Raw genomic sequence first — 23,735 nt, 5'->3', positions numbered from 1 at the left:
AGGATTCTGACCCCACCCCGCGAATCCGCAAAAACTACCCGCCGGTAGCCGAGCGGAATATCCTTCGGGCATGCACGTCACGTCCAGCGGCAAGACCCGGGAGATCACCGCCCCCTTCACCGGCGAGCCGCTCGCCGAGCTGCCCATTTCCACGGCCGACGACGTACGCCTGGCCTACGAGCGAGCCAGGGCCGCCCAGGCCGAGTGGGCTGCCAGGCCCGCCGCGGCGCGGGCCAGACCGTTCCTGCTGCTGCACGACGCCATCCTCGACCGCAGGGACGAGATCCTCGACATCGTCCAGAACGAGACCGGCAAGGCCCGCAAGCACGCCTTCGAGGAGGTGCTCGACGTCGCCGGGTGCAGCCTCTACTACGCGCGGCGGGCGTCCGGCCTGCTCGCGCCGCGCACCCGCAAGGGCATCTTCCCCGGCGCCACCCGGGTGACCGAGCTGCGCCAGCCCAAGGGCGTGGTCGCGCTGATCTCCCCGTGGAACTACCCGCTCTCGCTCGGCGTCACCGACGCCGTGCCGGCGCTGCTGGCCGGCAACGCGCTGGTGCACAAGCCGGACACCCAGACTGCCATGTCCACGTTGTGGACCATCGACCTGCTGGCCGAGCTGGGCATGCCGCGCGAGATCTGGCAGGTCGTGCTGGGCGAGCCCGCCGAGATCGGCGACGCCCTGCTCGACGACGCCGACTACGTCGCGTTCACGGGTTCGACCAGGGGCGGCAGGAAGATCGCCGAGGAGGCGGCCAAGCGGCTCATCGGCTGCTCGCTGGAGCTCGGCGGCAAGAACCCGATGGTGGTGCTCGAAGACGCCGACGTGCCGCTCGCCGTCCAGGGGGCGATCCGGGCCTGCTTCACCAACGCCGGCCAGCTCTGCCTGTCCATCGAGCGGCTGTACGTGCACGCGTCCGTGTTCGACGACTTCGCCGCGCGCCTGGTCAGGCAGGTCGGCAACCTCAAGCTCGGCGCGGGCCACGACTGGTCGGTCCAGATGGGCTCGCTCACCTCGCAACGCCAGCTCGACGCGGTCAGCGCCCACGTGGACGACGCCGTGGCCAAGGGCGCGACCGTGCTGACCGGCGGCCGGGCCAGGCCCGACCTCGGCCCGCTGTTCTACGAGCCGACCGTGCTCACCGGCGTGCGCGACGACATGGACCTGTGCCGCAACGAGACGTTCGGGCCCGTGGTCGCCCTCTACCCCTTCGACTCGGCGGAGGAGGCGATCGAGCTGGCCAACGACACCATCTACGGCCTGAACGCCTCCATCTGGACCACCGACCCGGCCCGCGGCCGCGCCCTGGCCGCCCGCGTCAAGGCCGGCACGGTCAACATCAACGAGGGGTACGGCTCGGCCTACGCCTCCTACGACGCGCCCATGGGCGGCATGAAGGCGTCGGGTCTCGGGCGCCGGCACGGCGCGGAGGGCCTGCTGCGCTACACCGAGTCCAAGACCGTGGCCTCGCAGGCGTCCTGGCTGGGCTTCGAGCCGCCCTTCGACCTGACGTACGAGACGTGGGCCGACGTCCTGGCCGGCACCCTCAAGGCGATGCGGAAGCTGCGGATCAAGTGACGTTCGACGTTCTGGTCATCGGGTCGGGGTTCGGCGGCAGCGTCTCGGCGCTGCGGCTGAGCGAGAAGGGGTACAAGGTAGGCGTGCTGGAGGCGGGCCGCCGGTTCGACGAGTCCACGCTGCCGGCCACCTCGTGGAAGCTGCGCGACTTCCTGTGGGCGCCCTGGCTCGGCATGAAGGGCATCCAGCGCATCCACGTGCTGCGCGGCGAGCGCGGCACCGGCGTGATGGTGCTGGCCGGGGCCGGGGTGGGCGGCGGGTCGCTGGTCTACGCCAACACCCTCTACGAGCCGCTCGACCCGTTCTTCCGCGACCCGCAGTGGGCCGGCATCACCGACTGGAAGTCGGAGCTCGCCCCCCACTACGACCAGGCCAGACGCATGCTCGGCGCGGTCACGAACCCCACCTTCACCCGGGCCGACGACGTCATGCGCCGGGTCGCCGAGAAGATGGGCGTGGGCGACACCTTCCACCTGGCCCCGGTCGGGGTCTACTTCGGCGAGGACGGCGTCGACCCGTACTTCGGCGGCGCGGGGCCGCGGCGGCGCGGCTGCATCGAGTGCGGGCAGTGCATGACCGGCTGCCGCCACGGCGCCAAGAACACGCTGGTCAAGAACTACCTCCACCTGGCCGAGCGGGCGGGCGCCCGGGTCTACGCCGAGTGCACGGTCACCTCGGTGCGCCCGCTGCCCTCCGGCGGCTACCGGGTCGTCGCCCGCCGGACGGGGTCGGCGCTGCGCCGCCGTTCGTTCACGGCCAAGCAGGTGATCTTCGCGGCCGGCACGTACGGCACCCAGCGCCTGCTGCACAAGCTGCGCGCCACCGGCGACCTGCCCGGCCTGTCGCCCAGGCTCGGCACGCTGACCAGGACCAACTCCGAGGCCCTGCTCGGCTTCGAGCGCACGTCGGCGGGCGGCGAGAAGCTCAACAGGGGCGTGGCCATCACCTCCTCCATCCACCCCGACGCCGAGACCCACATCGAGCCCGTGCGTTACGGCGACGGCTCCAACGCCATGGGCCTGCTGCGCACCCTGCTCGTGGACGGCGGCCAGCCGAGGTGGCCGGCGCTGTTCCGGGAGATCGCCGCGCGGCCCCTGGAGGCGCTGCGACTGCTCGACCTGCGCCGCTGGTCGGAACGGACCGTCATCGCGCTGGTCATGCAGGCCAAGGACAACTCGATCACCATCCGGCGCACCCGCTGGGGGCTGCGCTCGGCCCGCGGCCACGGCGAGCCCAACCCGACCTGGATCCCGGCCGGGCACGAGGCCGTCCGGCACGCGGCGGCCGAGATCGGCGGGGTGCCCGGCGGCACCTGGCTCGACCTGTTCGACATCCCGACGACGGCCCACTTCCTCGGCGGCTGCGTGATCGGCGACTCGCCCGAGACCGGCGTGATCGACGCCTACCACCGCGTCTACGGCCACGAGGGGCTGCACGTCGTGGACGGCTCGGCGGTGTCGGCCAACCTCGGGGTGAACCCGTCGCTCACCATCACCGCGCAGGCCGAGCGGGCCATGTCCCTGTGGCCCAACGCCGGCGACCCCGATCCCAGGCCCGCCACGGGCTCGCCGTACGTCCGGCTGCCGCCGGTGGCTCCGCGCCGGCCCGCCGTGCCGGAGCGGGCGCCGGGCGCACTCCGTCTGTATACACTGTAAACGTGACCGAACCAGGGACGGCCGCGCGCATCGAGGCCGTGGCCCGGCGCATCCTCCTGGAGGAGGGCGCCGACGCCGTCAGCATGCGGCGCGTCGGCGAGGCCGTGGGCGTCACCGCCATGGCCATCTACCGGCACTTCCCCAACAGGGACGCGCTGCTGCGCGCCGTCGCCGACGCCGCCGCCCGCGAGCTGGCCGAGGCGTGGGCCCGCAGGCCCGGCACGGGCGACCTGGAGCAGCGCATCATGGCGGCGCTCGACGACTTCCTCGACTTCGCGCTCGGCAGCCCCCACCTGTACAACTTCCTCACCTCCGACGCCTGGGCGCGGGCCCGCCGCTTTCCCGACGACTTCCGCGACGGCCAGGGCCCGCCGTTCAGCGTGGTGGTGGCGCTGGCCGAGGAGGGCATGCGCGCGGGGGTGCTGCGCGAGGACGACCCGCTGGAGACCGCGCTCGCGGTCACGGCGAGCACCCAGGGCCTGGTCCAGCAGTACCTGAGCGGCCGGATGAGCATGGCCGAGCCCGACTTCCGCGCCCTGTGCCACCGCACGGTGACCCGGGTGCTCAACGGCGTGCGGAATAAACCATCTGTGCCCCTTTGTCCTTGACGGACATGAAGATTCGTTACGCCGGTGGCCCGACCGCCGTCATCGAGCTGGGCGGCGTCCGGCTGCTGGTCGATCCCACCTTCGACGCGCCGGGCGACCACCCGGTCGGCGCCAGGGTGCTCAAGAAGACGGCCGGCCCCGCCTTCGGCCCCGACGAGGTGGGCCCGGTGGACGCCGTGCTGCTCTCGCACGACCAGCACCCCGACAACCTCGACGACGCGGGCCGCGCGTTCCTCGCCACGGCGCCGCTGGTGCTGTCCACCGCCTCGGCGGCCGAGCGCGTCGGGGAGCCGGTGCGCGCCCTGCCCAACTGGAGCGAGACCGAGGTCGGCCCGCTGCGGGTGACCGGCGTGCCCGCCCAGCACGGCCCCGACGGGACCGAGCACCTGACGGGCGAGGTCACCGGCTTCGTGCTCAGCGGCGAGGGCCTGCCCACCGTCTACGTGAGCGGCGACAACGCCTCGCTCGACGTCGTCCGGGCCGTGGCCGCCAGGTTCCCGCGGATCGACGTGGCGCTGCTGTTCGCGGGCGGCGCGCGCACCCCGCTCGTGGACGGCTTCCTGACGCTGACCAGCGAGGACGCCGTCACCGCCGCCGACATCCTGGGCGCGCGGCACGTCGTCCCGGTGCACTTCGAGCAGTGGGCGCACTTCACGCAGGGCAGGGACACGCTGGAGAAGGCGTTCGCGGGGCTCGGCGAGCGGTTCGTGCTGCTCGCCCCTGGCGAACAGGTGGAGCTTTCCTGACCTCGTCCTGACATGGTGGTCCGGTGAGCTGGAGCACGCGCGCGCTCGACGCGCTGGCCGCCGGGCCGCCGACCAGGCTGATCGACTTCCCCGTCCGGGTCCCGGGCGTGCGCCTGCTGCTGAAGGACGAGTCCGGCCAGCCGACGGGCAGCCTGCGGCACCGGCACGCCAGGGCACTGTTCCGGCGGGCCGTGCTCGACGGCCTGATCACCGAGGGCACCACCGTGGTCGAGGCCACCGGCGGCAACGCGGCGGTCGCGCAGGCGTGGTTCGCCCGGCGGCTCGGCCTGCCCTACGTCGTGGTCATGCCGGGCGTGCGCGACCCGGCGCGGGCCCGCGCGGTCGAGGCGCTGGGCGGCGAATGCCGGTTCGTGACGCCGCCCCTGGCCATCTACGACGCGGCCAGGGAGGTGGCCGGCGAGGCCCAGGGCCACTTCCTCGACCAGTTCGGCCGGGCCGCCCCGCACGACCTGGCCGAAGAGCTGTTCGCCCAGGTCCGTCCCGACTGGGTGGTGACCGGCGCCGCCACCGGCGCGACCTCGGCCACGCTGGGGGCCGTGGCCGGGGAGCACGGCTGCCGGGTGGCGGTCGCCGATCCCGACAACTCCGCCTACTTCCCGGGCTGGACCCTCGACGTGCCCGACTACGCCACCGGCATGCCCTCGCGGATCGAGGGCGTCGGCCGTCCGCGCGTGGAGCCGGGGTTCCGGCCCGACCTGGTCGATCTGGTGGTGCCGGTGCCCGACGCGGCGAGCGTGGCGGCGGCCAGGCACATCAGGGAGGTCACCGGGCTGCCGGTGGGCGGCTCGTCCGGCACCGCGCTGTGGGCCGCGCTCGACCTGGCCGGGCGCATGCGGGCCAGGGGCGAGAGCGGCACGATCGTCTCGCTGGTGGGCGACGCGGCCGAGTGGCACCTGGCGACGTACCACGACGACGCCTGGGCCGCCGGCAAGGGCCTCGACGTCGCCGGCCGCCTCACCGAGCTGCGGCAGCGGGTCTGATCCAGCCTTCCAGCCCCGCCAGGAAGTCCTCGAACAGGTGGCGGTGGATCGTGTGCTCGGCCCCCGTGACCACGCGCACCTCGAATCCCTTGCCCCGCAACTCCTCCTGGAACGCCGGCGGCACCAGGAAACTCGGGTCGGCCACCTGCACCAGCGACGGCACGACGGGCGCGGGCGTGAAGTCCATGCCCGACGCCTCGACGAGCGACAGCGCCGACCCGCGGTCCCAGCGCGCGAGCATCTCGACCTCGACCGCCACCTCCTCGGCCGAGAAGCCGGGGTGCAGGGCGGCGATCAGCTCGCCGGTCTCGTCGGTGAAGTCCGCCATCGACTCCAGCGCGCCGCTCTCCGGCGTCGGCAGGCGGAAGGCCGGGTCGGAGTAGATCGCCCGTCCGGGCATGAGCCGTTCGACGGCGAGGCCGAGCGTGAGGCCGCCGAGGGAGTGCCCGATGGCCAGCTCGGGGCGCGCGGGCACCGACTCCGCCAGCGACGAGGCGAACAGCTCGGGCGGATAGGCGTCGGCGCGGGGGCTCTCGCCGTGGCCGGGGAGATCGACGGCGATGACCCGGTAGCCGCGCGCGGCCAGCTCGGGGCCCACCCGCCACCAGCATCGCGAGTCGGCCATGATGCCGTGGACGAGGACGGCCAGGCGGTCGCCCGACCCCCATTCACGAGTGTGCAGCTTCATGCGGCAACCTCTCCTGCTTATACGTATAAGCAGTTGATACCATCCACCCCGTGAACACGACAAGGGGGGACCGCCCGCCGACCAGCGTCGACGTGGCCAGGGCCGCGGGGGTCTCGCAGGCCACGGTCTCCTACGTGCTCACCGACAACCCCCACGCCCGGGTGAGCGAGGAGACCCGCAGACGGGTCCGCGACGCCGCCGCCCGGCTGGGCTACGTGCCCGACGCCGCCGCCCGCGCGCTGCGTACGGGCCGCAGCGACATCGTGCTCATGCCGCTGTCACGGGCCAGGACGGGCCGGCTGGCGCAGCAGGTGTCCGAAGAGCTGGAGGAGGAGTTCAGGGCCCGCGGCTACACCCTCGTCCAGTACGGCGAACGCGCCCTCAAGGGCGTGGCGGCGGCCAGGAGCTGGCTCGCCCTGCGGCCCTCGGCCGTCCTCGTCGAGGCCGCCCGGTTGACCAGGCCCGCTGTGGAGCTGCTGCACGCCTCGGGCGTCCGGGCCGTCATCGGCCTGTCCGACCAGCCCTCGCCCCTGGTGCCGGCCGTGGTGTTCGACCACCGGGCCCTCGGCGCCGTGGCGGCCCGCCACCTGGTCGAACGGGGCAGCCGGCGGCTGGCGGCCGTCGTTCCCCGGGAAGAGGGCATCGACGCCATGGGGCGGGCCCGGCTGGCGGGGGTGCGGGAGGTCGTCCCCGGGGCCGCGCGCATCGACCTGGCCTTCTCCGAGGAGGAGGCGGGGCGGGTCGTCCGCGCGGGCGACCTGCCCGACGGCGTCTTCGCCTACAACGACGAGTACGCGATGCTGCTGATCAGCGCGTTGCAGGACGCCGGTCTGCGGGTCCCCGGCGACGTCGCCGTGGTCGGCGCCGACGACCTGCCGATCTGCACGCTCATGCGGCCCCGGCTGACCAGCGTGCACTTCGACGCCACCGCGAGCCCGGCCGACCTGGCGGGCGAGATCGACGGGATCGTCCGCGGCGTGCGGCCGTCCGTGGCCGGCGAGGTCGTCGCCCGGTTCGAGCCCCGGCTGGTGGCCCGGGCCAGCGCCTGAGGCCGCCGCAGGGCGCGTAACGAGTTGGACGCGCGTCTTGTCAGCCCTTCCCCTGCGACCTACAGTCCAGAGCAATCGTCGGTGATACGTATCACCAGTGCTCCGAAAGGTCCCCCCATGGCTGAAACTCTGAGTGGCGCGCTCAGGGACACCCGGCGCGTCGGGCCGCTCTACCTGACGCTTCCGCTGGCCAACGTCGCCGTCATGTTCCTGTGGATGAGTGTGGGCGCGTTCGTCCTGCCCGTGCACGTGCAGCGCATCACCGGCGTCAACGACGTGGCCGCGCTGGGCCTGGCCAACTCGATCGGCCCGCTCATGGCCACCCTCGCCAACCCCGTCTTCGGCCAGATCTCCGACCGGACCAGATCGCGCTTCGGCCGCCGTTCGCCGTGGATACTCGGCTGCGTCCTGCTCGGCGTGCTCGCCCTGTTCGCGCAGGCCGGCGTGGGCAGCGTGCTCATGCTCGGCATCAGCTGGGCGGGCGTGCAGACCATCATGAACGGCTATCAGGCCGCCATGACCGCGATCCTGCCCGACCGGGTCCCGCCGAGCCGGTACGGCACCTACTCCGGCCTGTTCGGGCTCGGCACGCCGCTGGCCACGATCGCGGCGGCGATCATGTTCATCGTGTTCCCGCAGCTGGCCGCCGGCGGGGCGTACTACGTGGCGATGGCGCTGCTGCTGGTCGCGGCTGTGCTGGTCGTGGTCGCGACGCCGGACACGTCCTCGGTGGGGATGGCGCGCGAGCCGTTCAGGCTGGGCGCGTTCCTGGCCGGGTTCGTACGGCCGCTGAGGACTCCGGACTTCACCTGGGCCTTCGTGTCGCGCTTCGGCGTCATGCTCGGATATTTCGTCATCTTCACCTTCAACCTCTTCCTCCTTGAGGACTTCATCAAGATCCCCAAGGGCGAGGTGGTCGCCACGATGGGCCTGCTGATGCTCATCGGCCAGGCCGCCACGCTGCTCGCGGTGCTCGTGATCGGCCCGATCTCCGACCGCCTCGGCCGCTTCCGGCTGTTCGCGCTCGTCGCCGGGCTGTCCTCGGCGGTGTTCCTGGGCATCCCGCTGGCGATGCCGACGTTCGAGGGCATGATCGTCTACAACGTCGCGCACGGCATCGCGTTCGGCGTCTACCTGGCCGTGGACATGGCCCTGGTGACGAAGGTGCTGCCGGACCCCGGCGACGCGGGCAAGGACATGGGCGTCATCAACATCGCCAACGCCGGGCCGCAGATCCTGGCGCCCGCCCTCGCCGCCGTCGTGGTGGGGACGGGCGGCTACCCGGCGCTGTTCGTCGTGGGCATCGTGATCTCGCTGGTCGGCTCCGTCGGGGTCCTCAAGATCAGGGGTGTGCGCTAGCGTCGGCGGCATGACGGAACTTGACCCCAGATTGCGCGCGATCACCGATTTGATGGTGTCCGAGGCGCGCGAAGGGGGCGGCAGGCACGAGTACGACGGCCAGATCCAGGACCTGTCGCCCGAGGGCGTACAGGCCGGTCTGGCGCGCCTGGGCAAGGGCGACGCGCCGGCCGACCCGCACGACGCCGAGCATCTGCAGATCTTCGAAGAGACCATGCGCACCCAGCTCGGCGAGCTGGAGCTGCACCGCAAGAACCCCCTGATCCACCTGTCCAACCTCGACCTGGCCTGCTACGACCGCGACTACGGCCCCGAGGCCGAGCGCACCGCCGCCAGGGTCGCCCATCTCGCGCAGTGGCCGGCCGCCGTGGACGCCGCGATCGCCGCGCTCGACCAGGTCGCGGCCCCGGTCGCCACGTCCCTGCTGGGCGCGGTCAAGGGCCTGGCCGCGGGCATCACCGACGAGGCCGCGATCGAGGCCCACGGCAGGCTCGTGGCCCACGTGGCCCGCGCCGCCGCCGAGGGCGACCCCGACGCCGCGCTCGGCGGCGCGGCCCTGGTCAAGCTCATGAGCAGCGCCGAGGGCCTGCCGGTCGACCTGGGCAGGCTGGCCGAGCGCGCCGACGCCGAACGCGACCGGCTCATGGGGCTGCTCGCCGAGTCCTGCGCCAAGCTCGGGCGTTCCGAGCGGCCCCTCGACGTCGTGCGCGAGCTGGTCAAGGACCACCCCGACGCCGACGGCGTGATCGAGGCGGCCAGGATCGGCACCGAACGGGCCATCGCCTTCACCCGCGAGAAGGACCTCGTGCCCTACCACGACGGCGAGTGCCTGGTCGGGCTGGCGCCGGAGTCGCGCCGCTGGGCCATGGCCATGATGGCGTGGAACTCGCCGGGCGAGCCCGAGGGGCCGTCCTGGTACCACATCACGCCGCCGGACGCGTCCTGGAGCGAGCGCGACCAGGAGGAGTGGCTGGAGGTCTTCAGCGCCACCACGCTGCCCGCGATCAACGTGCACGAGGTGGCCCCCGGCCACTTCTCGCACGCCCGCGCGCTCCGCCGGGCCCCCTCCGACGTGCGGCGGCTGCTGCAGTCGATGGCCTTCGTCGAGGGCTGGGCCCACTACGCCGAGGAGCTGTGCGTCGAGGAGGGCTACGCGCCCGACGACCCGCGTTTCGAGATCGGCGTCTGGGTGGAGGCCCTGATCCGGGTCACCCGGCTGGCCTGCGCGATCGGCGTGCACACCGGGCAGATGACGGTCGAGGAGGGCGCGCGGCGCTTCGAGTCCGACACCCACCTGGCCGGTCCCGCCGCGCTGTCGGAGGCCCGCCGCGCCTCCTTCGACCCGACGTACGGCCGCTACACCTGGGGCAAGCTGCTCATCCTCGACCTGCGCGAGCAGGCGCGCGAGCAGTGGGGAGCGGGCTTCACGCTCCAGCGTTTCCACAAGGCGCTGTTCGACCTCGGCTCGCCGCCCCTGGGCCTGATCGGCGCCATCCTGTAGCGTCGGGGGAGCCGAGCGAGCGCTAGGGAGGTTCAGGCGATGCGTGAACTGTCCGGCAGGGTCGCGGTGGTGACGGGCGCGGCCAGCGGCATCGGCAGGGCCCTGGCCGTCCGGTTCGCCGCCGAGGGCATGGCGTTGATGCTGGCCGACGTCGATCCCGGCGGGCTGGCCGAGACGGCCGCGCTCGCGCGGAAGGCGTCCGCCGGGCCGGGCGAGGTGCTCACGCAGGTCACCGACGTCTCGGACGCGGCGGCCGTGCAGCACCTGGCCGACCGGAGCTTCGGCGCGCTGGGCGCGGTGCACGTGCTCTGCAACAACGCCGGCGTCCACCAGGGCGGCCGCCTGTGGACCAGGACCGCCGAGGACTTCGCCTGGCTGCTCGGCGTGAACCTGTGGGGCGTGCTGCACGGCGTGCGCGCGTTCGTGCCGCGCATGATGCGGCAGGACACCGAGGGGCACGTCGTCAACACCGTGTCCGTGGCCGGGCTGCTCGCCGCGCCGGGCGCGGGCGGTTACGCGGTCACCAAGTACGCCGCGCTGGCCGCCTCCCAGTCGCTGGCCCAGGACCTCGCCGCCGTGGGCTCCAAGCTCCGCGTGAGCGCGCTGTGCCCCGGCGCGGTCAGGACGCGGATCGACGACTCGGCCCGGTCCCGCCCGGCCGGCCTGGTCACCACCCCGACGGACGACGAGACGGCCGCGCGCGAGGCCGTCGGGGCGGCCATGGCGCGCGGCGTCGAGCCCGCCGAGGTCGCCGCCCTGGTCGTGCGGGCCATCCACGAGGAACGTTTCCTCGTGCTGACCCACCCCGAGTTCGCCGACCGGCTGCGCAGGCAGACCGAGCTGCTGCTGGCCGGCGAACTGCCCGGCGCTACCAGCGGCGCTCGTGGGCCAGCACGCTCACCACGCTCCCGCGCCGCGGATTGACCAGCAGCCGGACGAAGTCGCCCGGCAGCACGTCCTGGTAGACGCGCTCCTTGGCCCGGTACGCCGGCGCCCGCTCCGACGTGCCGTCGTGCACCGCCAGGTAACAGGTGCGCGAGGAGGACAGGTCGTCGCCGTGCTCGGTCACGATCCAGCGCTTGACCACCCGCCCCTCGACCTCCTGCCGTTTGGGCGCGCCGCCGTCGCGCGGAGCGGGCTCGACCAGGACGCCGCGCCACCCGTCGCCGGTGAAGATCCACTCCTGCCGCGGGTCGACCGGAGCCGGCTCGGGCCCGGCGACCTCGCGGCCGAGCGGCGTCAGCACGAACCCGCGCCCGCCCAGCAGCAGGGCGGCCCCGGCCACGAACGCCCCCGCCGTCGCGATCCAGCCGGGCCACGACACGCCCGCCTGCGAGATGGTGACGTACCAGGGCACGGCGAGCCCGGCGGCCAGCAGCAGCGGCACGAGCATGCTCTGCCAGCGCCGCCGCGCCAGCCCGAGGTCGATGGCGCTCTGCCGGACCAGGGGCACGAACTCGGCGTCGAGGTCGCCGCTGTCCGGCATCAGGGCGGCGACCGGCGCCTGCGGCGCCCCGCCCATCCGCGCGGCCACCCGGTCGAGCACCCATCGCTCGTACGGCCACACCTGCCCCTCGCCCGTCGCGGAGAGCGTGAGCCGGTCGCCCCGGATCGTCAGGAACCCGCGCCTGGCCAGCTCGAAGACCGTGGCGTGGAAGACCTCACCGGCCCGCAGCCCGCGTAAGAGCTCGACGACGGCGGGCGGCGCCGGGGGAGCAGGGGCCGCCGGGGGCGCGGCGGCCCGGCGCGTCGTCAACCCGAACGCGGCGGCCAGCGCGGCGAACCACAGGGCCCACGCCGAGGCCGGCCAGACAAGATCCACCGTTCTGTGTTAGCACGAGTGACGGTGTGAGGCCAGGCGTAATACCCGAGGCCGATACAATGAAGGCACCGCATTTCGCCTTTGGGGGGTTCTCACGGTGTCTGAATTCGACACAGTACTGGTGGTCGACTTCGGCGCACAGTACGCGCAGCTCATCGCGAGGCGGGTGCGCGAGTGCCACGTCTACTCCGAGATCGTGCCGTCGTCGATGTCCGTCGAGGAGATGATGGCCAAGAAGCCGAAGGCGATCATCCTGTCCGGCGGCCCGTCGTCGGTCTACGCCGAAGGCGCGCCGCCCGTGCCGCACGGCCTGTTCACGACCGGCGTGCCCACGTTCGGCATCTGCTACGGCTTCCAGGCCATGGCCCAGGCGCTGGGCGGCGAGGTCGCCCGCACGGGTGTCGCCGAATACGGCGGCACCGCCCTGGAAGTGCTCGACGAGGGCGTCATCTTCCAGGGGCTGCCCGCCGCGCAGACCGTCTGGATGTCCCACGGCGACAGCGTGGCCGCGGCCCCCGAGGGCTTCGCGGTCACCGCCTCCACGAGCGAGACGCCGGTCGCCGCCTTCGAGAACCCCGAGCGCGGCCTCTACGGCGTGCAGTTCCATCCCGAGGTGCTCCACTCCGAGCACGGTCAGGCCGTGCTCAAGCACTTCCTCGACGCGGCCGGCTGCCGTCCGTCGTGGACCATGCTCAACATCGTCGAAGACTCCGTCGAGGCCGTGCGCCGGCAGGTCGGCGACGGCCGCGCCATCTGCGCGCTGTCGGGCGGCGTCGACTCGGCGGTGGCCGCGGCGATCGTCCAGCGGGCCATCGGCGACCGGCTGACCTGCGTCTTCGTCGACCACGGCCTCCTGCGCAAGGGTGAGGCCGAGCAGGTCGAGCGCGACTTCGTGGCCGTCACGGGCGTCAAGCTGCGCGTCGTCGACGCCGCCGACCGCTTCCTGAAGGCGCTGGAGGGCGTCACCGACCCGGAGGAGAAGCGGAAGATCATCGGCCGCGAGTTCATCCGCGTCTTCGAGGACGAGCAGCGCGCCATCATGGCCGACGGCCCCGTCGACTTCCTGGTCCAGGGCACCCTCTACCCCGACGTCGTCGAGTCCGGCGGCGGCACGGGCACCGCCAACATCAAGTCCCACCACAACGTCGGCGGGCTGCCGGAAGACCTCCAGTTCAAGCTGGTCGAGCCGCTGCGCGCGCTGTTCAAGGACGAGGTCCGCAGGGCCGGCGAAGAGCTGGGCCTGCCGCCCGCCATGGTCTGGCGCCAGCCGTTCCCCGGCCCCGGGCTCGGCATCCGCATCGTCGGCGAGGTCACCCGCGACCGCCTGGCGCTGCTGCGCGAGGCCGACGCCATCGCCCGCGAAGAGCTCTCCCGCGCCGGCCTCGACCGGCAGATCTGGCAGTGCCCGGTGGTGCTGCTGGCCGACGTGCGTTCGGTGGGCGTGCAGGGCGACGGCCGCACCTACGGCCACCCGGTCGTGCTCCGGCCGGTGACGTCCGAGGACGCGATGACGGCCGACTGGGCCCGGGTGCCCTACGACGTCCTGTCGCGCATCTCCACCCGCATCACCAACGAGGTGCGCGAGGTCAACCGGGTGGTGGTCGACGTCACGAGCAAGCCCCCGGGCACCATCGAGTGGGAATGATCCCGTGTGCGAACGGCCCGGACCGGCTTACGGTTCCGGGCCGTTCGCATGTCCGGCCATGAGCGGTTAATGCAGGTCAGAGGGTTGGTTATGGTGGAAGGAGGTCGATTCGCCAGACCCGCTGGACCCCGGCCCGTTACGATTGCTCAGCTCGTGGACGCATACCGGAAAGTTTCTTGGGAAAAGTGCGTGAGTTTGGGCCACTTCTTGGCCGTAGTGGGCAGTGGGGCACCTGAGGCGTCGATTCGTTAGAGCTCGGTGCCGGTGACGAAGGGTGCAATTGCCAACATGGCCCATGCGAGTGAGGATGTCCGGCAGCCGTTGGTGTTGCTCGTGGAGGACGATCCGCAGGATGCGCTGATCGTCCAGGAGCTGCTGGAGGACAGCGGCCTTGCCGTCCGGCTGGAGTGGGCGCGTTCGGTGGACGAGGCCCGCAGGGCGCTGGCCCGCCTGCGTCCCCAGTGTGTGCTGCTGGACCTCGGCCTGCCCGACTCCTACGAGTTCTCCGCTTTGTCGTCGGTGCTGGAGGAGGCCGGGGACGCCGCGGTCGTCGTGCTGACCGGCCTGGCCGAAGAGAGCGCGGGCCTCGCCGCGGTGACCGCCGGAGCCCAGGACTACCTGGTCAAAGGCCGGGTCGAGGCCGAATGGCTGGGCCGCACGCTGCGCTACGCCATGCAACGCAAGCAGGCCGAGCAGGCGGCCGTGGCGCTGCACACCGAACGTATGCGCGCCAAGGAGAACGCCCGCCTGGAGCGCGGCCTGCTGCCGACGCCGCTGCTGCAGGAGATGCCCTTGGAGGTCGCCTCCCGCTACCGGGCCAGCCGCGGCTCGGCCACGCTCGGCGGCGACTTCTTCGACGTCGTCGAGACCGACGACAAGGTCGTGCACGCGGTGATCGGCGACGTCTGCGGCCACGGGCCCGACGAGGCGGCGCTCGGCGTCTGCCTGCGCATCGCCTGGCGGACGCTGGTGCTCAACGGCATGACCGGCGTCCCGCTGCTGCGCCAGCTCGAACGTATTCTCCGGGCCGAGCGGGCCGGCTCGGAGATCTTCGTCACGATGTCCACGGTCGTCCTGGAGCCCGACCGGCACACGATGCGCGTCTGGCGCGCCGGGCATCCCGGCCTGCTGGTGCACGCGGCCGACTCGGTGGTCCTCGCCGACCCGCGGCAGGGGCCCGCGCTCGGCCTGCCCATCGAGGCCGAGTGGGAGGAGGACCTGCTGGAGCTGCCCGAGGGCGGCGGCGTGACGCTCTACACCGACGGTCTCTTCGAGCGCCGGCTGCCGGGCGACACGCCGCGGTGGCTGGGCGAGGAGGGCCTGCTGGAGTTGTCCTCCCGGTGGACGGGCCTGGGCAGCGAGGAACTGCTCGACGCGATCCTCGCCGACGTCGAGGCGGCCGCCGTCCACGACGCGGCGACCGACGACGTCGCCGTCGTGCACCTGCGCTGGAAAGACGAATCGTGAGCGAACAGGCGTCCGTGCTGGAGAGGCAGGCCGTGCAGAAGGTTTCCCGTACGCGTGGCGGCGAGCAGGGCTGGCGGCGGCTGACCGTCCACGGCTGGTTCGTGCTGATGATCGCGGCCGTGTCGGTCCTGGTGGTCACCTGCGTCGTGGTCGCCACCGTGATGCTCGACCGCACCGCGCGGCTGTCGGACCAGGTCATCCTGCGCATCTCGCCGGCCAGGATCGAGGCCGCCCAGTTGCGCAGCACCCTGATCGACCAGGAGACCGGCGTACGCGGTTTCCTGCTGACCGGCAACGAGGACTTCCTGCAGCCCTACACGGCGGGCGTGGCGGACGAGCGGCGCAGCCGCGAACGCATCGCCACGCTCATCGGCGACCGTCCGGAGCTGGTCGGCGAGCTGAACGCGGTCAGGGACGCGGCCGACACCTGGCGGCGCGACTACGCCGAGCCGCTCACCGCCGACAAGCGGGCCGACGGAGTCATCTCCGCGAGCCGCATCGAGAGCGGCAAGCACGCCTTCGACGAGATCAGGACGCTGCTCGACCGGCAGGACGACCGGCTGGCCAAGGCCCGGCAGCGCGCCCAGGAGGAGCTGCGGCAGGTCGAGCAGGTGCGCAACCTGGCCTTCGTCGTCATGCTGATCCTGTTCCTGGTGGCCGGCGTCGCGATGGCGGTGCTGCTGCGGCGGGCGATCGGGCGTCCGCTGGACGAGCTGCGCGAAGCCGCCCGCGACATCGCCGCCGGCGACTTCGACCGGGCCATCCCCGCCAGCGGGCCGGCCGACATCCGCGAGGTCGCACGGGACGTGGAGTCGATGCGGACGAAGATCGTCTTCGCCCTCGACGAGTTCCGCAAGCAGCACGTCCTGCTGCGTGAGCAGGCGGCCGGCCTTGACGCCCAGGCCGAGGAGCTGCGGCGGTCGAACGCCGAGCTGGAGCAGTTCGCCTACGTCGCCTCCCACGACCTCCAGGAGCCGCTGCGCAAGATCGCCACGTTCTGCCAGCTCCTCCAGAAGCGCTACGGCGACGTGCTCGACGAGCGCGGCGTCCAGTACATCCACTTCGCCGTCGACGGCGCCACCCGCATGCAGGTCCTGATCAACGACCTGCTCACCTTCTCCCGCGTCGGCCGCCTGTACGACGACCGCAAGCCGGTCGAGCTCGAGGAGTCGCTCGACAAGGCGCTGGTGGACCTGTCGGCGGTGATCGAGGAGACCGGCGCCGAGATCGAGCGGCCCGACCCGCTGCCCAACGTGACCGGCGACCCCACCATGCTCGGCATGCTCTGGCAGAACCTCGTCGGCAACGCGCTGAAGTTCCGCGCCCCCGACCGCGCCCCCCGCATCCGGATCACCTGCGAGCAGCGGGAGAACGAGTGGCTGTTCTCGGTCACCGACAACGGCATCGGTGTGGAGGCCGAGTTCGCCGATAAGATCTTCATCATCTTCCAGCGCCTGCACAGCCGGGAGGCCTACAGCGGCACCGGCATCGGCCTGGCGATGTGCAAGAAGATCGTGGAGAACCACGGCGGTACGATCTGGCTCGACACTGGCCACACCGAGGGAGCCCGGATCAGCTTCACCCTGCCCGCCGTCACCGACGAAGGAGCAACCGCATGACCGTCCAGCCCATCGAAGTGCTCCTGGTGGAGGACGATCCCGGTGACGAGCTCATCACCCGCGAGGCGTTCGAGGACAACAAGATCCGCAACAACCTCCACGTCGTCCGCGACGGCCTGGAGGCGCTCGACTTCATCTACCAGCGCGGGGCGCACGTCGGCGCGCCGCGGCCCGACCTCGTCCTGCTCGACCTCAACCTGCCCAAGTACGACGGGCGGCAGGTGCTGGAGAAGATCAAGGGCGATCCGGAGCTGCGGGCGATCCCGGTCGTCGTCCTGACCACCTCCTCGGCCGAGGAGGACATCCTGCGCAGCTACAAGCTGTTCGCCAACGCGTACGTGACCAAGCCCGTCGACCTTGAGCAGTTCATGGCCGTCATCCGGCAGATCGACGAGTTCTTCGTCACCGTGGTGCGGCTGCCGGGCCGTACCCGGCTGCCCGACGGTCAGGGGCTGGCCTAGCCGCCTTCGGCGGTGGGCGGGGGCGGCCGGCGCAGCGCGCGCCGTGCCGACCGGGCCGCGGCGAGCAGCAGCCGCCCGACGCTCGCCACGAGCAGCGGCACCAGCAGCAGCCCGACGAAGATCGGCGCGGCCATGTACCGGAAGTCCTGGGCCGAGATGTTGGCCAGCACGGCGAGCTGCTGCCCGGCCACGACCGCCGCCACCCCTGCCACATAGCGGTTGCGCAGGGCCAGCGCCCCCAGCGCCACCGCCGCGTACGACAGGTAGGCCCACGAGGCCCCCCGCCAGAACACCCAGTCCCACTGCGGGAGCAGCGCCCCCGTCAGCCACGGCTCGGCCACCTGGTTCAGCTCGGCCGACAACGGCCGGAGCGAGAACACCCCCCGGCCGGCGAAGTCCGGCACCTTGCCGGGCCCCACGTACGTGTCGGCGCTGGGCCGCCGCGAGAACCGGTACGTCATCCCGCCGACCACGTACGGGTCCTGGACCGGGCTCCACGCGATCGCCCCCCGGCACAGGCGGGTGCCGACGATCATCCCGGGATCGTCGGCCAGCAACCGTTCCCACAGGCCGAGCAGCTCGCCCGCGTGCGCGTCGGCGGCCGGCCAGCTGAAGTCGCGACGCCAGATCAGCAGGTTGACCGTGGCGCAGGTGCCGCCCTCCCACCACCTGCTGAGCGGCGCGACCGAGGTCATCAGCGCCTTGTCCTGCTCGGTGAACAGCTCGGGACGCTCCCTGAACGCCACCGCCACGTCGGCGAAGGCCGTGTGGTAGACGTACGTGCTGGACGGCGGCGTGATGCCGAACCGAGGGAACAGCAGGTTCGTGAGCAGCAGCGGAACGGCGGCCGCCACCGTGCCGACGAGCGCGAGCCGTACCCGCCGCGTGGCGACGACCACCAGCAGGACGGCGACGGCGATGCCCACCACCAGGAAGCCGTTCGCGCGGAAGAGCCCGAGCAGCGTCATCAGCACGCCGAGCCCGGCCAGGGAGACCCGCCGGCGTGCGGCCATGCGCGCGCAGACCCCCGCGATCATGATCGCGCAGATCGTGAACGGCACGTCCTTCCACAGCGTGACCGTGAACGCCCCCACCGTCGGCGTCACCGGCGCCAGCACCGCCACCAGCGTCGTGGCCCACCGCGGCGCCCCCAGCGCCACGAGCGACCGCGCCAGGTACGTCAGCGCCCCCGCCATCGCCGTGGTCTGCGCGAACGAGACCGCCCCGAGGTCACCCGTCTTGGTGAAGCTCAGCCACAACAGCGCGTCGTAGGCCACCGAATGATCGCTCACCCACGGCCCGACGATCGTGTGGCTGAGATAGAGCACCGAGTCGCGGCTGAACAGCCCGGGGTAGAAGGCCGCCCACCAGCAGGCGAGCACCGCCTGAATGATCAGGAAGGTGACGAGGGCGGCCCATGGCCTGGGACGTGCGGCGGCGGGGCTGACACTCTCCATGGTTCCAGCACTCAGGAGGGAGACGTGCTCAGAAGTAGCTCACTCCGGAGTCGGGCCCCTTGCCGCGCAGCAGCGTCGGGACGGTGACGAGGGTGTAGCCCTGCTTCTTGAGCTCCTTGAGGATCTCGGGCATCGCCTTGACGGTCTGCGGGACCGTGTCGTGCATGAGGATGACGCCGTCGCGCTTGGCCAGCTTCAGCACGGTCGCCTTGATCTTCTTGGCGTCGCGCAGTTTCCAGTCGAGCGTGGTGCCCGTCCACAGGATCTCGGCGAGGTCCTGCTGGTCGGCCATCCGCAGCACGCGCTCGTCGGTGTGCCCGTAGGGCGGGCGGTACATCTTCGGCCGGTGGCCCGTGGCGTCCTCGATGAGGGCCTGGGTGGTGCGCAGCTCTTCGATGATGGCGTTGTCGCCCAGCGTCGGCAGCGAGGGGTGGGAATAGGTGTGGTCGCCGATCGCGTGCCCCTCCGCGGCCTGCTGCCGGGCCAGCGCCGGACGCCGCTCGACCTGCTTGCCGACGAGGAAGAAGGTGGCCTTGGCCCCCTCTTTCCTGAGTGCCTTGAGCAGCGTCGCCGTGTGCTCGCTCGGGCCGTCGTCGAAGGTCAGCGCCAGGCACTTGAGCCGGGCACAGTCGATCTTCGGGGCGGCGGCCGCGGGCGTGGCTGTCAGGGCCAGGGTGGCCGCGAGGAGGGCGTGAATCACCACACGCGACAGCCTAGAACCATCCGGGCCCATCCGCGTCACCGGACATCGACTTGAGACCTGACCCCGGCCTTCCCCCTTGTGGTTCGGGACCCGTCACCTGCCCAGCCTGGCCCGCAGGAACAGCGTCACGCCCTTCAGTGACCTGACCGGGAGGTAGCGCTCGGCGCGCACCACCATCGACAGGCCCGCATTGACCACCGCGGGCGTCCGCTGCAGGTCGCTGCCCCTCGACCGCCGCCGGTGCCGGGCCACCAGCGGACGCAGCAGCACGTTCCAGCTCCACAGCCGGTCCACCTTCAGCCCGGCCTTCTCCACCACGACGGTCAGCGTGTCGCGGCCATAGCGGCGTACGTGGCCCACGGCGTCGTCGTGCGCCGACCACAACGCCATGTCGCACGGGACGGCGATCAGCGCGTGCCCGCCGGGCGCCAGCACCCGGGCGATCTCCTCGGTGACGAGATGGTCCTCGTGGATGTGTTCGAGCACGTCGAACGCGGTCACCAGGTCCATGCTCGACGACTCGAACGGCAGCGCCCGCGCGTCGGCGTGCACGGCCTTGAGCCCGCGTTCCCTGGCGACCTCGACCGCCGTCTCGCAGTAGTCCGTCGCGGTGGCGTCCCAGCCCGCCTCGACCAGCACCCGGGTGTTCCCGCCGCCGGCCGCGCCGACGTCGAGCGCCCGCCCGGGACGGCCCAGCTCGCGCAGCTCCCTGCGCAGGATCGCCCGGCGCTCCCGGTACCACCAGTGGGTGTCCTCGAGGTCGAGCAGCCGGCGGATCTCAGTGGTTTCCATGTGGTTGGTTCCTTGTGCGGGAGAAGACCCAGCGGTCCAGAGCGGTGAAGCGGATCAGGGTGAGCAGTCCGTACGTGGCGACCACCGCGCTCATCTCCATCAGCCGCCCGGCCCCCGGCGACACGCTGCGCAGGCCGAGCACGGCGGAGGTGGTCAGGAGGTAGTTCGCCAGGAAGAGCAGCGCCGCCCGGAAGTGCATCGCGGTACGCCGTCCGCCCAGCCGGTTGAACGTCCAGCGCCGGTTCGCCTCGGTGTTGACGAACCCGGTGAGCACGAGCGCGCCCAAATTGGCCGGGGCGGGCGCCCAGACGCCGCGCAACGGCAGGTAGATGAGCGCGTACAGCAGGACGGAGAACACGCCGATCGCGGCGAACGAGGCGAACTTCGCCAGCGTCACCGCCCTCGGCCGGGCGACCACCGCGTCGGGATGCGTGGGCCGCAGCTCCGAACGTGTCACCTCGACCTCGGCCCGGCCCGTCGACATCGACCAGGCGACCCTGGCCAGGCCCTTCAGGTCGTCGATCGCCGTCCTGACCACGCGGACGCGCGAGTCGGTGTCCTCGATCCAGTCGACCGGCACCTCGTGCACGCGCAGGCCGTTGTGCTCGGCCAGGAGCAGCAGCTCGGTGTCGAAGAACCAGGCGTCGTCCTCGATCTTGTCCATGAGCGGCCGGACCACGTCGGTCCTGGCCGCCTTGAACCCGCACTGGGCGTCGCTGAACCTGACCCCGAACCCGTACCTGAGCAGCGCGTTGTAGCTGCGCGAGACCACCTCGCGGCGGATCGAGCGCAGGGTGCGGGCGCTGTGCGCGAGCCGGGTGCCGATGGCGATCTCCGAATGCCCGCTCGCCACCGCCGCGACCAGCGGGAACAGCGCGCCGAGGTCGGTGGACAGATCGACGTCCATGTACGCGACGATGTCGGCCGGGCTCTCCCGCCAGGCCGCCTTGAGCGCGGCTCCGCGGCCCCGGATGTCGAGCCGGCGGGCGTGCACCCGGTCGTGCTCGGCGGCCAGCCGGGTGGCGATGGGCCAGGTGTCGTCGGTGCTGCCGTTGTCCACGACCGTGATGCGCCACGGCAGCGGGAACCTGTCCTCCAGGAACGCGGCCAGCGTGCGCACGCAGCCCGGCAGCGCCCGCTCCTCGTTGAGCACGGGGATGACGATGTCGACGGTCGCCAGGCCGGCCGAGGTGTCCAGGACGTTGGGGCTCGGGTCCATGGCGGCACGCGTGTCCATAGGATTCCTGATCGCTTGCGGCGGTAGGTTCACGGAAATGGTGCTGGGGGCGTCCAGCGGGGCGCGTGCCGTTTCTCCTCACCATTCCATGAACGGTGACAAGCTTTACCTGGTCGTGAGCTCGTACACGGAGACGTCGGCGTTGCGGAAGCGTAGTTCGGCGTATGTCTCCAACGCCGGATCATTGCCGGTGAACAGCCATTTGACGCCGTATTTCCGCCGGAGCCTGCGGACGTTCGCCGCCGACGGCTCGCGGAAGGCCGCGTCGTTGTCCGCCAGCCTGGCCTGGTCGGCGAACGGCACCTGGAGGTAGGGGGTCACGAACATCTCGGCGCGCGACAGCGTGCTCTCGGCGTACGCCCAGCCCTCGACCAGCACCCGGCGCTCGGTGAACCCCGAGACCCAGAAGTGCCTGCTGTCGCACGTACGGCGGGGCGCCGGGTTGCGGCAGTGGAGGTCGGTGGCCACCACGTCGTCGGGCGCGGAATGGTCGCGCAGCCACCGTCCGGCCTCCAGCGCCCCGGCCGGGATCAGCCGCTCGCGCTCCCACGGCTCGGGCACGATGTGCACGACCGCCTCCCGCAGCGAGGTCGGCACGGCGTACCCCGCCAGCAGCGCCACCACCGCCAGCGAGAACCCCCTCCGCCGGAACGCCAGCACCACCACGGCCACCCCCGCGAGCACCAGGTACGGAACCAGCACCCGCACCAGCGCCGCACCCGGCGGCACCAGCCGCGAGGCCACGACGGCCACCGCCGCCCCCGCCCCGGCCAGGCCCGCGACCACCGCCCACGGCACCCGCCGCCGTTCCACGGCCGCCACCACCCCGCACACCGCGGCCACCGACAGGTACGGCCGCACCCCCTCCAGGAAGTAGAGCTGCGCGTCGGAGGGATGGCCGAGCACCATGATCGCGCCGATGCCCGCCAGCCCGACGCCGACCGGCAGCAGCACCGCCGGGTCCAGCAGCCGGGCCTTCAGCGCCGCCACGCCGCCCCACACGCAGAACAGGCAGAACAGGTGCACACCGGCGAACACCAGCACCGGCCCCCACGGCTCGGCGGCCAGCGCGGGCGGCTGCACGTCCGCCACCACCCCCCACAACGTGCGCATCGTGGCGAACGGCGCCACCACCGTGCCCTGCGCCCCCCGCCCGAACACCACGAACTGCGCGATCAACAGGCAGCCGAACGTGATCGCCGCCGGCACCACCCACTCCCACCGCAGCCGCCGGTCCACCGGCAACCGCACGACCAGCACGAACACCAGCCCGGCCAGCAGCAACGGCAGGAACGTCGCCTTCGCCCCCGTCAGCGCCAGCAGCAGCACGGCCACCGCCGCCCATCCCCTCGGCCGCATGGCGGTGAGCACCAGCACCACGGGCGCGAACAACAACGCGCCGAACGTCTGCGTCGGGCTGGCCCACACGGTGAACATCGACCGCGAGGTGAACACCACGCCCTCCTGCAACACCGGGGCGAACAGGAAGTACGTGACGCCGACCGCCGCCACCCCCGCCCCCCACCGCCCGCCGAGCCGCCGCCCGAGCACCGCCACGAGCACGACCATCGCGAACGTCATCGGCAACGTGGACAGCCGGTAGACCAGCGTCACCGGCTCGATCCCGGTGACCCAGCTCGTGGCCGACATCTCGGCGTAGACGAACCAGTGGTAGGACAGCCGCTCGCCCAGCACCGACGGCACCGTGGGCGGCACGTGGTTCCTGACCTCGCCGAGCAGCGCCAGGTGGTAGGGCATGTCGACGTACGCGTCGGTGATCGGCACGCGGTAGAGCGACCGGGCGCAGAAGGCCAGCAGGTATCCGGCGACCCCGGCCAGCGACCAGGCGCACCACCAGGGCATCCGTTCGCGTTCGGCCCGGCCCCGCCAGTGACGCCGCAACCGCGGCACCGCGAGGAACGCCGCGACGGCGATGACCGGCCAGCCCAGGACGAGCAGCGGCAGGCCGGCCGCGCGGGCGGGGATGTAGACCAGGACCTCGACCGCGTACCCGAGGGCCAGCCCGGCGGCCGCGTCCTCGGCGAACGACCGGCCGCCGCCGGTGAGGGCCCGCCAGAGCAACGTCCCCGGCAGCGCCACCCCGAGCAGGACGTACGCGGCGAAGGCCACCAGATCGCCTGCCGGAACCCCGCACCACGACAACACCCAGGCGGCCCCGCCCAGCACCACCCCGGCCGGCAGCCACCCCGCGAGCAGCCGCCGCGCCCACCCCGGTGCCCGCCGCTCCCTGACCGCGGCCGCCACCACCACAGCCGTCATCCCACCGCCACCCCCTCATGCCTCCGAGCCCCGCACCCGCCCCGGCGGGACACCTCCGAGGCAGCCCCG

General features: G+C 72.4%; 20 protein-coding genes. 13 read left to right on the top strand and 7 right to left on the bottom strand.

Annotated features, from left to right (window positions below):
- Nucleotides 1-70 precede the first annotated feature (70 nt).
- Genes ABZ459_RS40680 through ABZ459_RS40660 form a run of 5 tightly spaced genes read left to right on the top strand, consistent with a single transcriptional unit; the run spans nt 71 to nt 5,586 of the window.
- Nucleotides 71-1,576 carry a succinic semialdehyde dehydrogenase gene (locus ABZ459_RS40680; protein ID WP_357982644.1) on the top strand — a complete coding sequence of 502 codons (1,506 nt, stop codon included), beginning with the start codon at nt 71-73 and terminating at the stop codon, nt 1,574-1,576.
- Entirely contained in the window at nt 1,573-3,231 is a 1,659-nt protein-coding gene (locus ABZ459_RS40675) for a GMC family oxidoreductase (RefSeq protein ID WP_357982641.1), read from the top strand. The genes ABZ459_RS40680 and ABZ459_RS40675 overlap by 4 nt, the downstream gene beginning before the upstream one ends.
- Nucleotides 3,232-3,233: 2 nt before the next feature.
- Complete coding sequence (locus tag ABZ459_RS40670; RefSeq protein ID WP_357982638.1) at nt 3,234-3,839, top strand: TetR/AcrR family transcriptional regulator; 606 nt, start codon at nt 3,234-3,236, stop codon at nt 3,837-3,839.
- 5 nt (nt 3,840-3,844) lie between these two features.
- Nucleotides 3,845-4,585 (top strand): MBL fold metallo-hydrolase, encoded by a 741-nt coding sequence (locus ABZ459_RS40665; RefSeq protein ID WP_357982635.1) that lies wholly within the window; start codon nt 3,845-3,847, stop codon nt 4,583-4,585.
- Nucleotides 4,586-4,608: 23 nt separating this feature from the next.
- A complete protein-coding gene (locus ABZ459_RS40660) occupies nt 4,609-5,586 on the top strand; it encodes a pyridoxal-phosphate dependent enzyme (RefSeq protein ID WP_357982632.1) in 978 nt (325 codons plus the stop codon).
- Here the strand turns inward: ABZ459_RS40660 and ABZ459_RS40655 are convergent.
- Nucleotides 5,561-6,274 carry an alpha/beta fold hydrolase gene (locus ABZ459_RS40655; RefSeq protein ID WP_357982629.1) on the bottom strand — a complete coding sequence of 238 codons (714 nt, stop codon included), beginning with the start codon at nt 6,272-6,274 and terminating at the stop codon, nt 5,561-5,563. The genes ABZ459_RS40660 and ABZ459_RS40655 overlap by 26 nt on opposite strands.
- Nucleotides 6,275-6,324: 50 nt before the next feature.
- Between ABZ459_RS40655 and ABZ459_RS40650 the strand changes: the two genes are divergently transcribed.
- The 4 genes from ABZ459_RS40650 to ABZ459_RS40635 all read left to right on the top strand — a co-directional run bounded on the left by ABZ459_RS40650 (nt 6,325) and on the right by ABZ459_RS40635 (nt 11,107).
- On the top strand, nt 6,325-7,323 hold the full coding sequence (locus tag ABZ459_RS40650; RefSeq protein WP_357982626.1) for a LacI family DNA-binding transcriptional regulator: 999 nt from the start codon (nt 6,325-6,327) through the stop codon (nt 7,321-7,323).
- Between the two features lie 117 nt (nt 7,324-7,440).
- Complete coding sequence (locus ABZ459_RS40645; protein WP_357982623.1) at nt 7,441-8,682, top strand: MFS transporter; 1,242 nt, start codon at nt 7,441-7,443, stop codon at nt 8,680-8,682.
- 10 nt (nt 8,683-8,692) lie between these two features.
- A complete protein-coding gene (locus ABZ459_RS40640) occupies nt 8,693-10,183 on the top strand; it encodes a DUF885 family protein (RefSeq protein WP_357982620.1) in 1,491 nt (496 codons plus the stop codon).
- 39 nt (nt 10,184-10,222) lie between these two features.
- Nucleotides 10,223-11,107, top strand: coding sequence for an SDR family NAD(P)-dependent oxidoreductase (locus ABZ459_RS40635; RefSeq protein ID WP_357982617.1), 885 nt, complete (start codon nt 10,223-10,225; stop codon nt 11,105-11,107).
- On the opposite strand, the gene ABZ459_RS40630 is transcribed toward ABZ459_RS40635, so the two are convergent.
- Nucleotides 11,052-12,005: a hypothetical protein gene (locus ABZ459_RS40630; protein ID WP_357982614.1), complete on the bottom strand. Its 954-nt coding sequence runs from the start codon at nt 12,003-12,005 to the stop codon at nt 11,052-11,054. The genes ABZ459_RS40635 and ABZ459_RS40630 overlap by 56 nt on opposite strands.
- A 97-nt stretch (nt 12,006-12,102) precedes the next feature.
- On the opposite strand from ABZ459_RS40630, the gene guaA reads away from it, so the two are divergent.
- The 4 genes from guaA to ABZ459_RS40610 all read left to right on the top strand — a co-directional run bounded on the left by guaA (nt 12,103) and on the right by ABZ459_RS40610 (nt 17,197).
- Nucleotides 12,103-13,650, top strand: a complete 1,548-nt coding sequence (gene guaA / locus ABZ459_RS40625; RefSeq protein ID WP_357982611.1) for a glutamine-hydrolyzing GMP synthase — start codon at nt 12,103-12,105, stop codon at nt 13,648-13,650.
- Between the two features lie 288 nt (nt 13,651-13,938).
- A complete protein-coding gene (locus ABZ459_RS40620; protein WP_357982608.1) occupies nt 13,939-15,117 on the top strand; it encodes a fused response regulator/phosphatase in 1,179 nt (392 codons plus the stop codon).
- Nucleotides 15,114-16,736, top strand: a complete 1,623-nt coding sequence (locus ABZ459_RS40615) for a CHASE3 domain-containing protein (protein WP_357982605.1) — start codon at nt 15,114-15,116, stop codon at nt 16,734-16,736. The genes ABZ459_RS40620 and ABZ459_RS40615 overlap by 4 nt, the downstream gene beginning before the upstream one ends.
- The gene (locus ABZ459_RS40610; RefSeq protein ID WP_352318742.1) at nt 16,733-17,197 is read left to right on the top strand and encodes a response regulator; all 465 of its coding nucleotides are present in this window, start codon (nt 16,733-16,735) and stop codon (nt 17,195-17,197) included. The genes ABZ459_RS40615 and ABZ459_RS40610 overlap by 4 nt, the downstream gene beginning before the upstream one ends.
- Here ABZ459_RS40610 and ABZ459_RS40605 read toward each other — a convergent pair.
- The 5 genes from ABZ459_RS40605 to ABZ459_RS40585 all read right to left on the bottom strand — a co-directional run bounded on the left by ABZ459_RS40605 (nt 17,194) and on the right by ABZ459_RS40585 (nt 23,666).
- Nucleotides 17,194-18,654 carry a hypothetical protein gene (locus ABZ459_RS40605; RefSeq protein ID WP_357982602.1) on the bottom strand — a complete coding sequence of 487 codons (1,461 nt, stop codon included), beginning with the start codon at nt 18,652-18,654 and terminating at the stop codon, nt 17,194-17,196. The two genes, ABZ459_RS40610 and ABZ459_RS40605, sit on opposite strands and share 4 nt — an antisense overlap.
- 28 nt (nt 18,655-18,682) lie before the next feature.
- Nucleotides 18,683-19,357 (bottom strand): polysaccharide deacetylase family protein, encoded by a 675-nt coding sequence (locus ABZ459_RS40600; RefSeq protein ID WP_357982599.1) that lies wholly within the window; start codon nt 19,355-19,357, stop codon nt 18,683-18,685.
- A gap of 93 nt (nt 19,358-19,450) precedes the next feature.
- Complete coding sequence (locus ABZ459_RS40595; RefSeq protein WP_357982596.1) at nt 19,451-20,149, bottom strand: class I SAM-dependent methyltransferase; 699 nt, start codon at nt 20,147-20,149, stop codon at nt 19,451-19,453.
- The gene (locus ABZ459_RS40590) at nt 20,136-21,386 is read right to left on the bottom strand and encodes a glycosyltransferase (RefSeq protein ID WP_357982593.1); all 1,251 of its coding nucleotides are present in this window, start codon (nt 21,384-21,386) and stop codon (nt 20,136-20,138) included. Before ABZ459_RS40590 ends, ABZ459_RS40595 begins: the two co-directional genes overlap by 14 nt.
- A 105-nt stretch (nt 21,387-21,491) precedes the next feature.
- On the bottom strand, nt 21,492-23,666 hold the full coding sequence (locus ABZ459_RS40585; protein ID WP_357982590.1) for a hypothetical protein: 2,175 nt from the start codon (nt 23,664-23,666) through the stop codon (nt 21,492-21,494).
- Nucleotides 23,667-23,735 lie beyond the last annotated feature (69 nt).

This window comes from Nonomuraea sp. NPDC005692 (assembly GCF_040631115.1).
GTDB lineage: Bacteria > Actinomycetota > Actinomycetes > Streptosporangiales > Streptosporangiaceae > Nonomuraea.
The sequence above is the reverse complement of the archived record's forward strand: the minus strand, read 5'-3'. Positions and strand labels throughout refer to the sequence as shown.

Excerpts from the sequence above, each read along its gene's own strand:
- ABZ459_RS40645 (WP_357982623.1), top strand. The coding sequence starts at position 7,441 with ATGGCTGAAACTCTGAGTGGCGCGCTCAGGGACACCCGGCGCGTCGGG.
- ABZ459_RS40605 (WP_357982602.1), bottom strand. The coding sequence starts at position 18,654 with ATGGAGAGTGTCAGCCCCGCCGCCGCACGTCCCAGGCCATGGGCCGCC.
- ABZ459_RS40680 (WP_357982644.1), top strand. The coding sequence starts at position 71 with ATGCACGTCACGTCCAGCGGCAAGACCCGGGAGATCACCGCCCCCTTC.
- ABZ459_RS40665 (WP_357982635.1), top strand. The coding sequence starts at position 3,845 with ATGAAGATTCGTTACGCCGGTGGCCCGACCGCCGTCATCGAGCTGGGC.
- ABZ459_RS40655 (WP_357982629.1), bottom strand. The coding sequence starts at position 6,274 with ATGAAGCTGCACACTCGTGAATGGGGGTCGGGCGACCGCCTGGCCGTC.
- ABZ459_RS40590 (WP_357982593.1), bottom strand. The coding sequence starts at position 21,386 with ATGGACACGCGTGCCGCCATGGACCCGAGCCCCAACGTCCTGGACACC.
- ABZ459_RS40635 (WP_357982617.1), top strand. The coding sequence starts at position 10,223 with ATGCGTGAACTGTCCGGCAGGGTCGCGGTGGTGACGGGCGCGGCCAGC.
- ABZ459_RS40640 (WP_357982620.1), top strand. The coding sequence starts at position 8,693 with ATGACGGAACTTGACCCCAGATTGCGCGCGATCACCGATTTGATGGTG.
- ABZ459_RS40620 (WP_357982608.1), top strand. The coding sequence starts at position 13,939 with ATGGCCCATGCGAGTGAGGATGTCCGGCAGCCGTTGGTGTTGCTCGTG.
- ABZ459_RS40610 (WP_352318742.1), top strand. The coding sequence starts at position 16,733 with ATGACCGTCCAGCCCATCGAAGTGCTCCTGGTGGAGGACGATCCCGGT.
- ABZ459_RS40595 (WP_357982596.1), bottom strand. The coding sequence starts at position 20,149 with ATGGAAACCACTGAGATCCGCCGGCTGCTCGACCTCGAGGACACCCAC.
- ABZ459_RS40585 (WP_357982590.1), bottom strand. The coding sequence starts at position 23,666 with ATGACGGCTGTGGTGGTGGCGGCCGCGGTCAGGGAGCGGCGGGCACCG.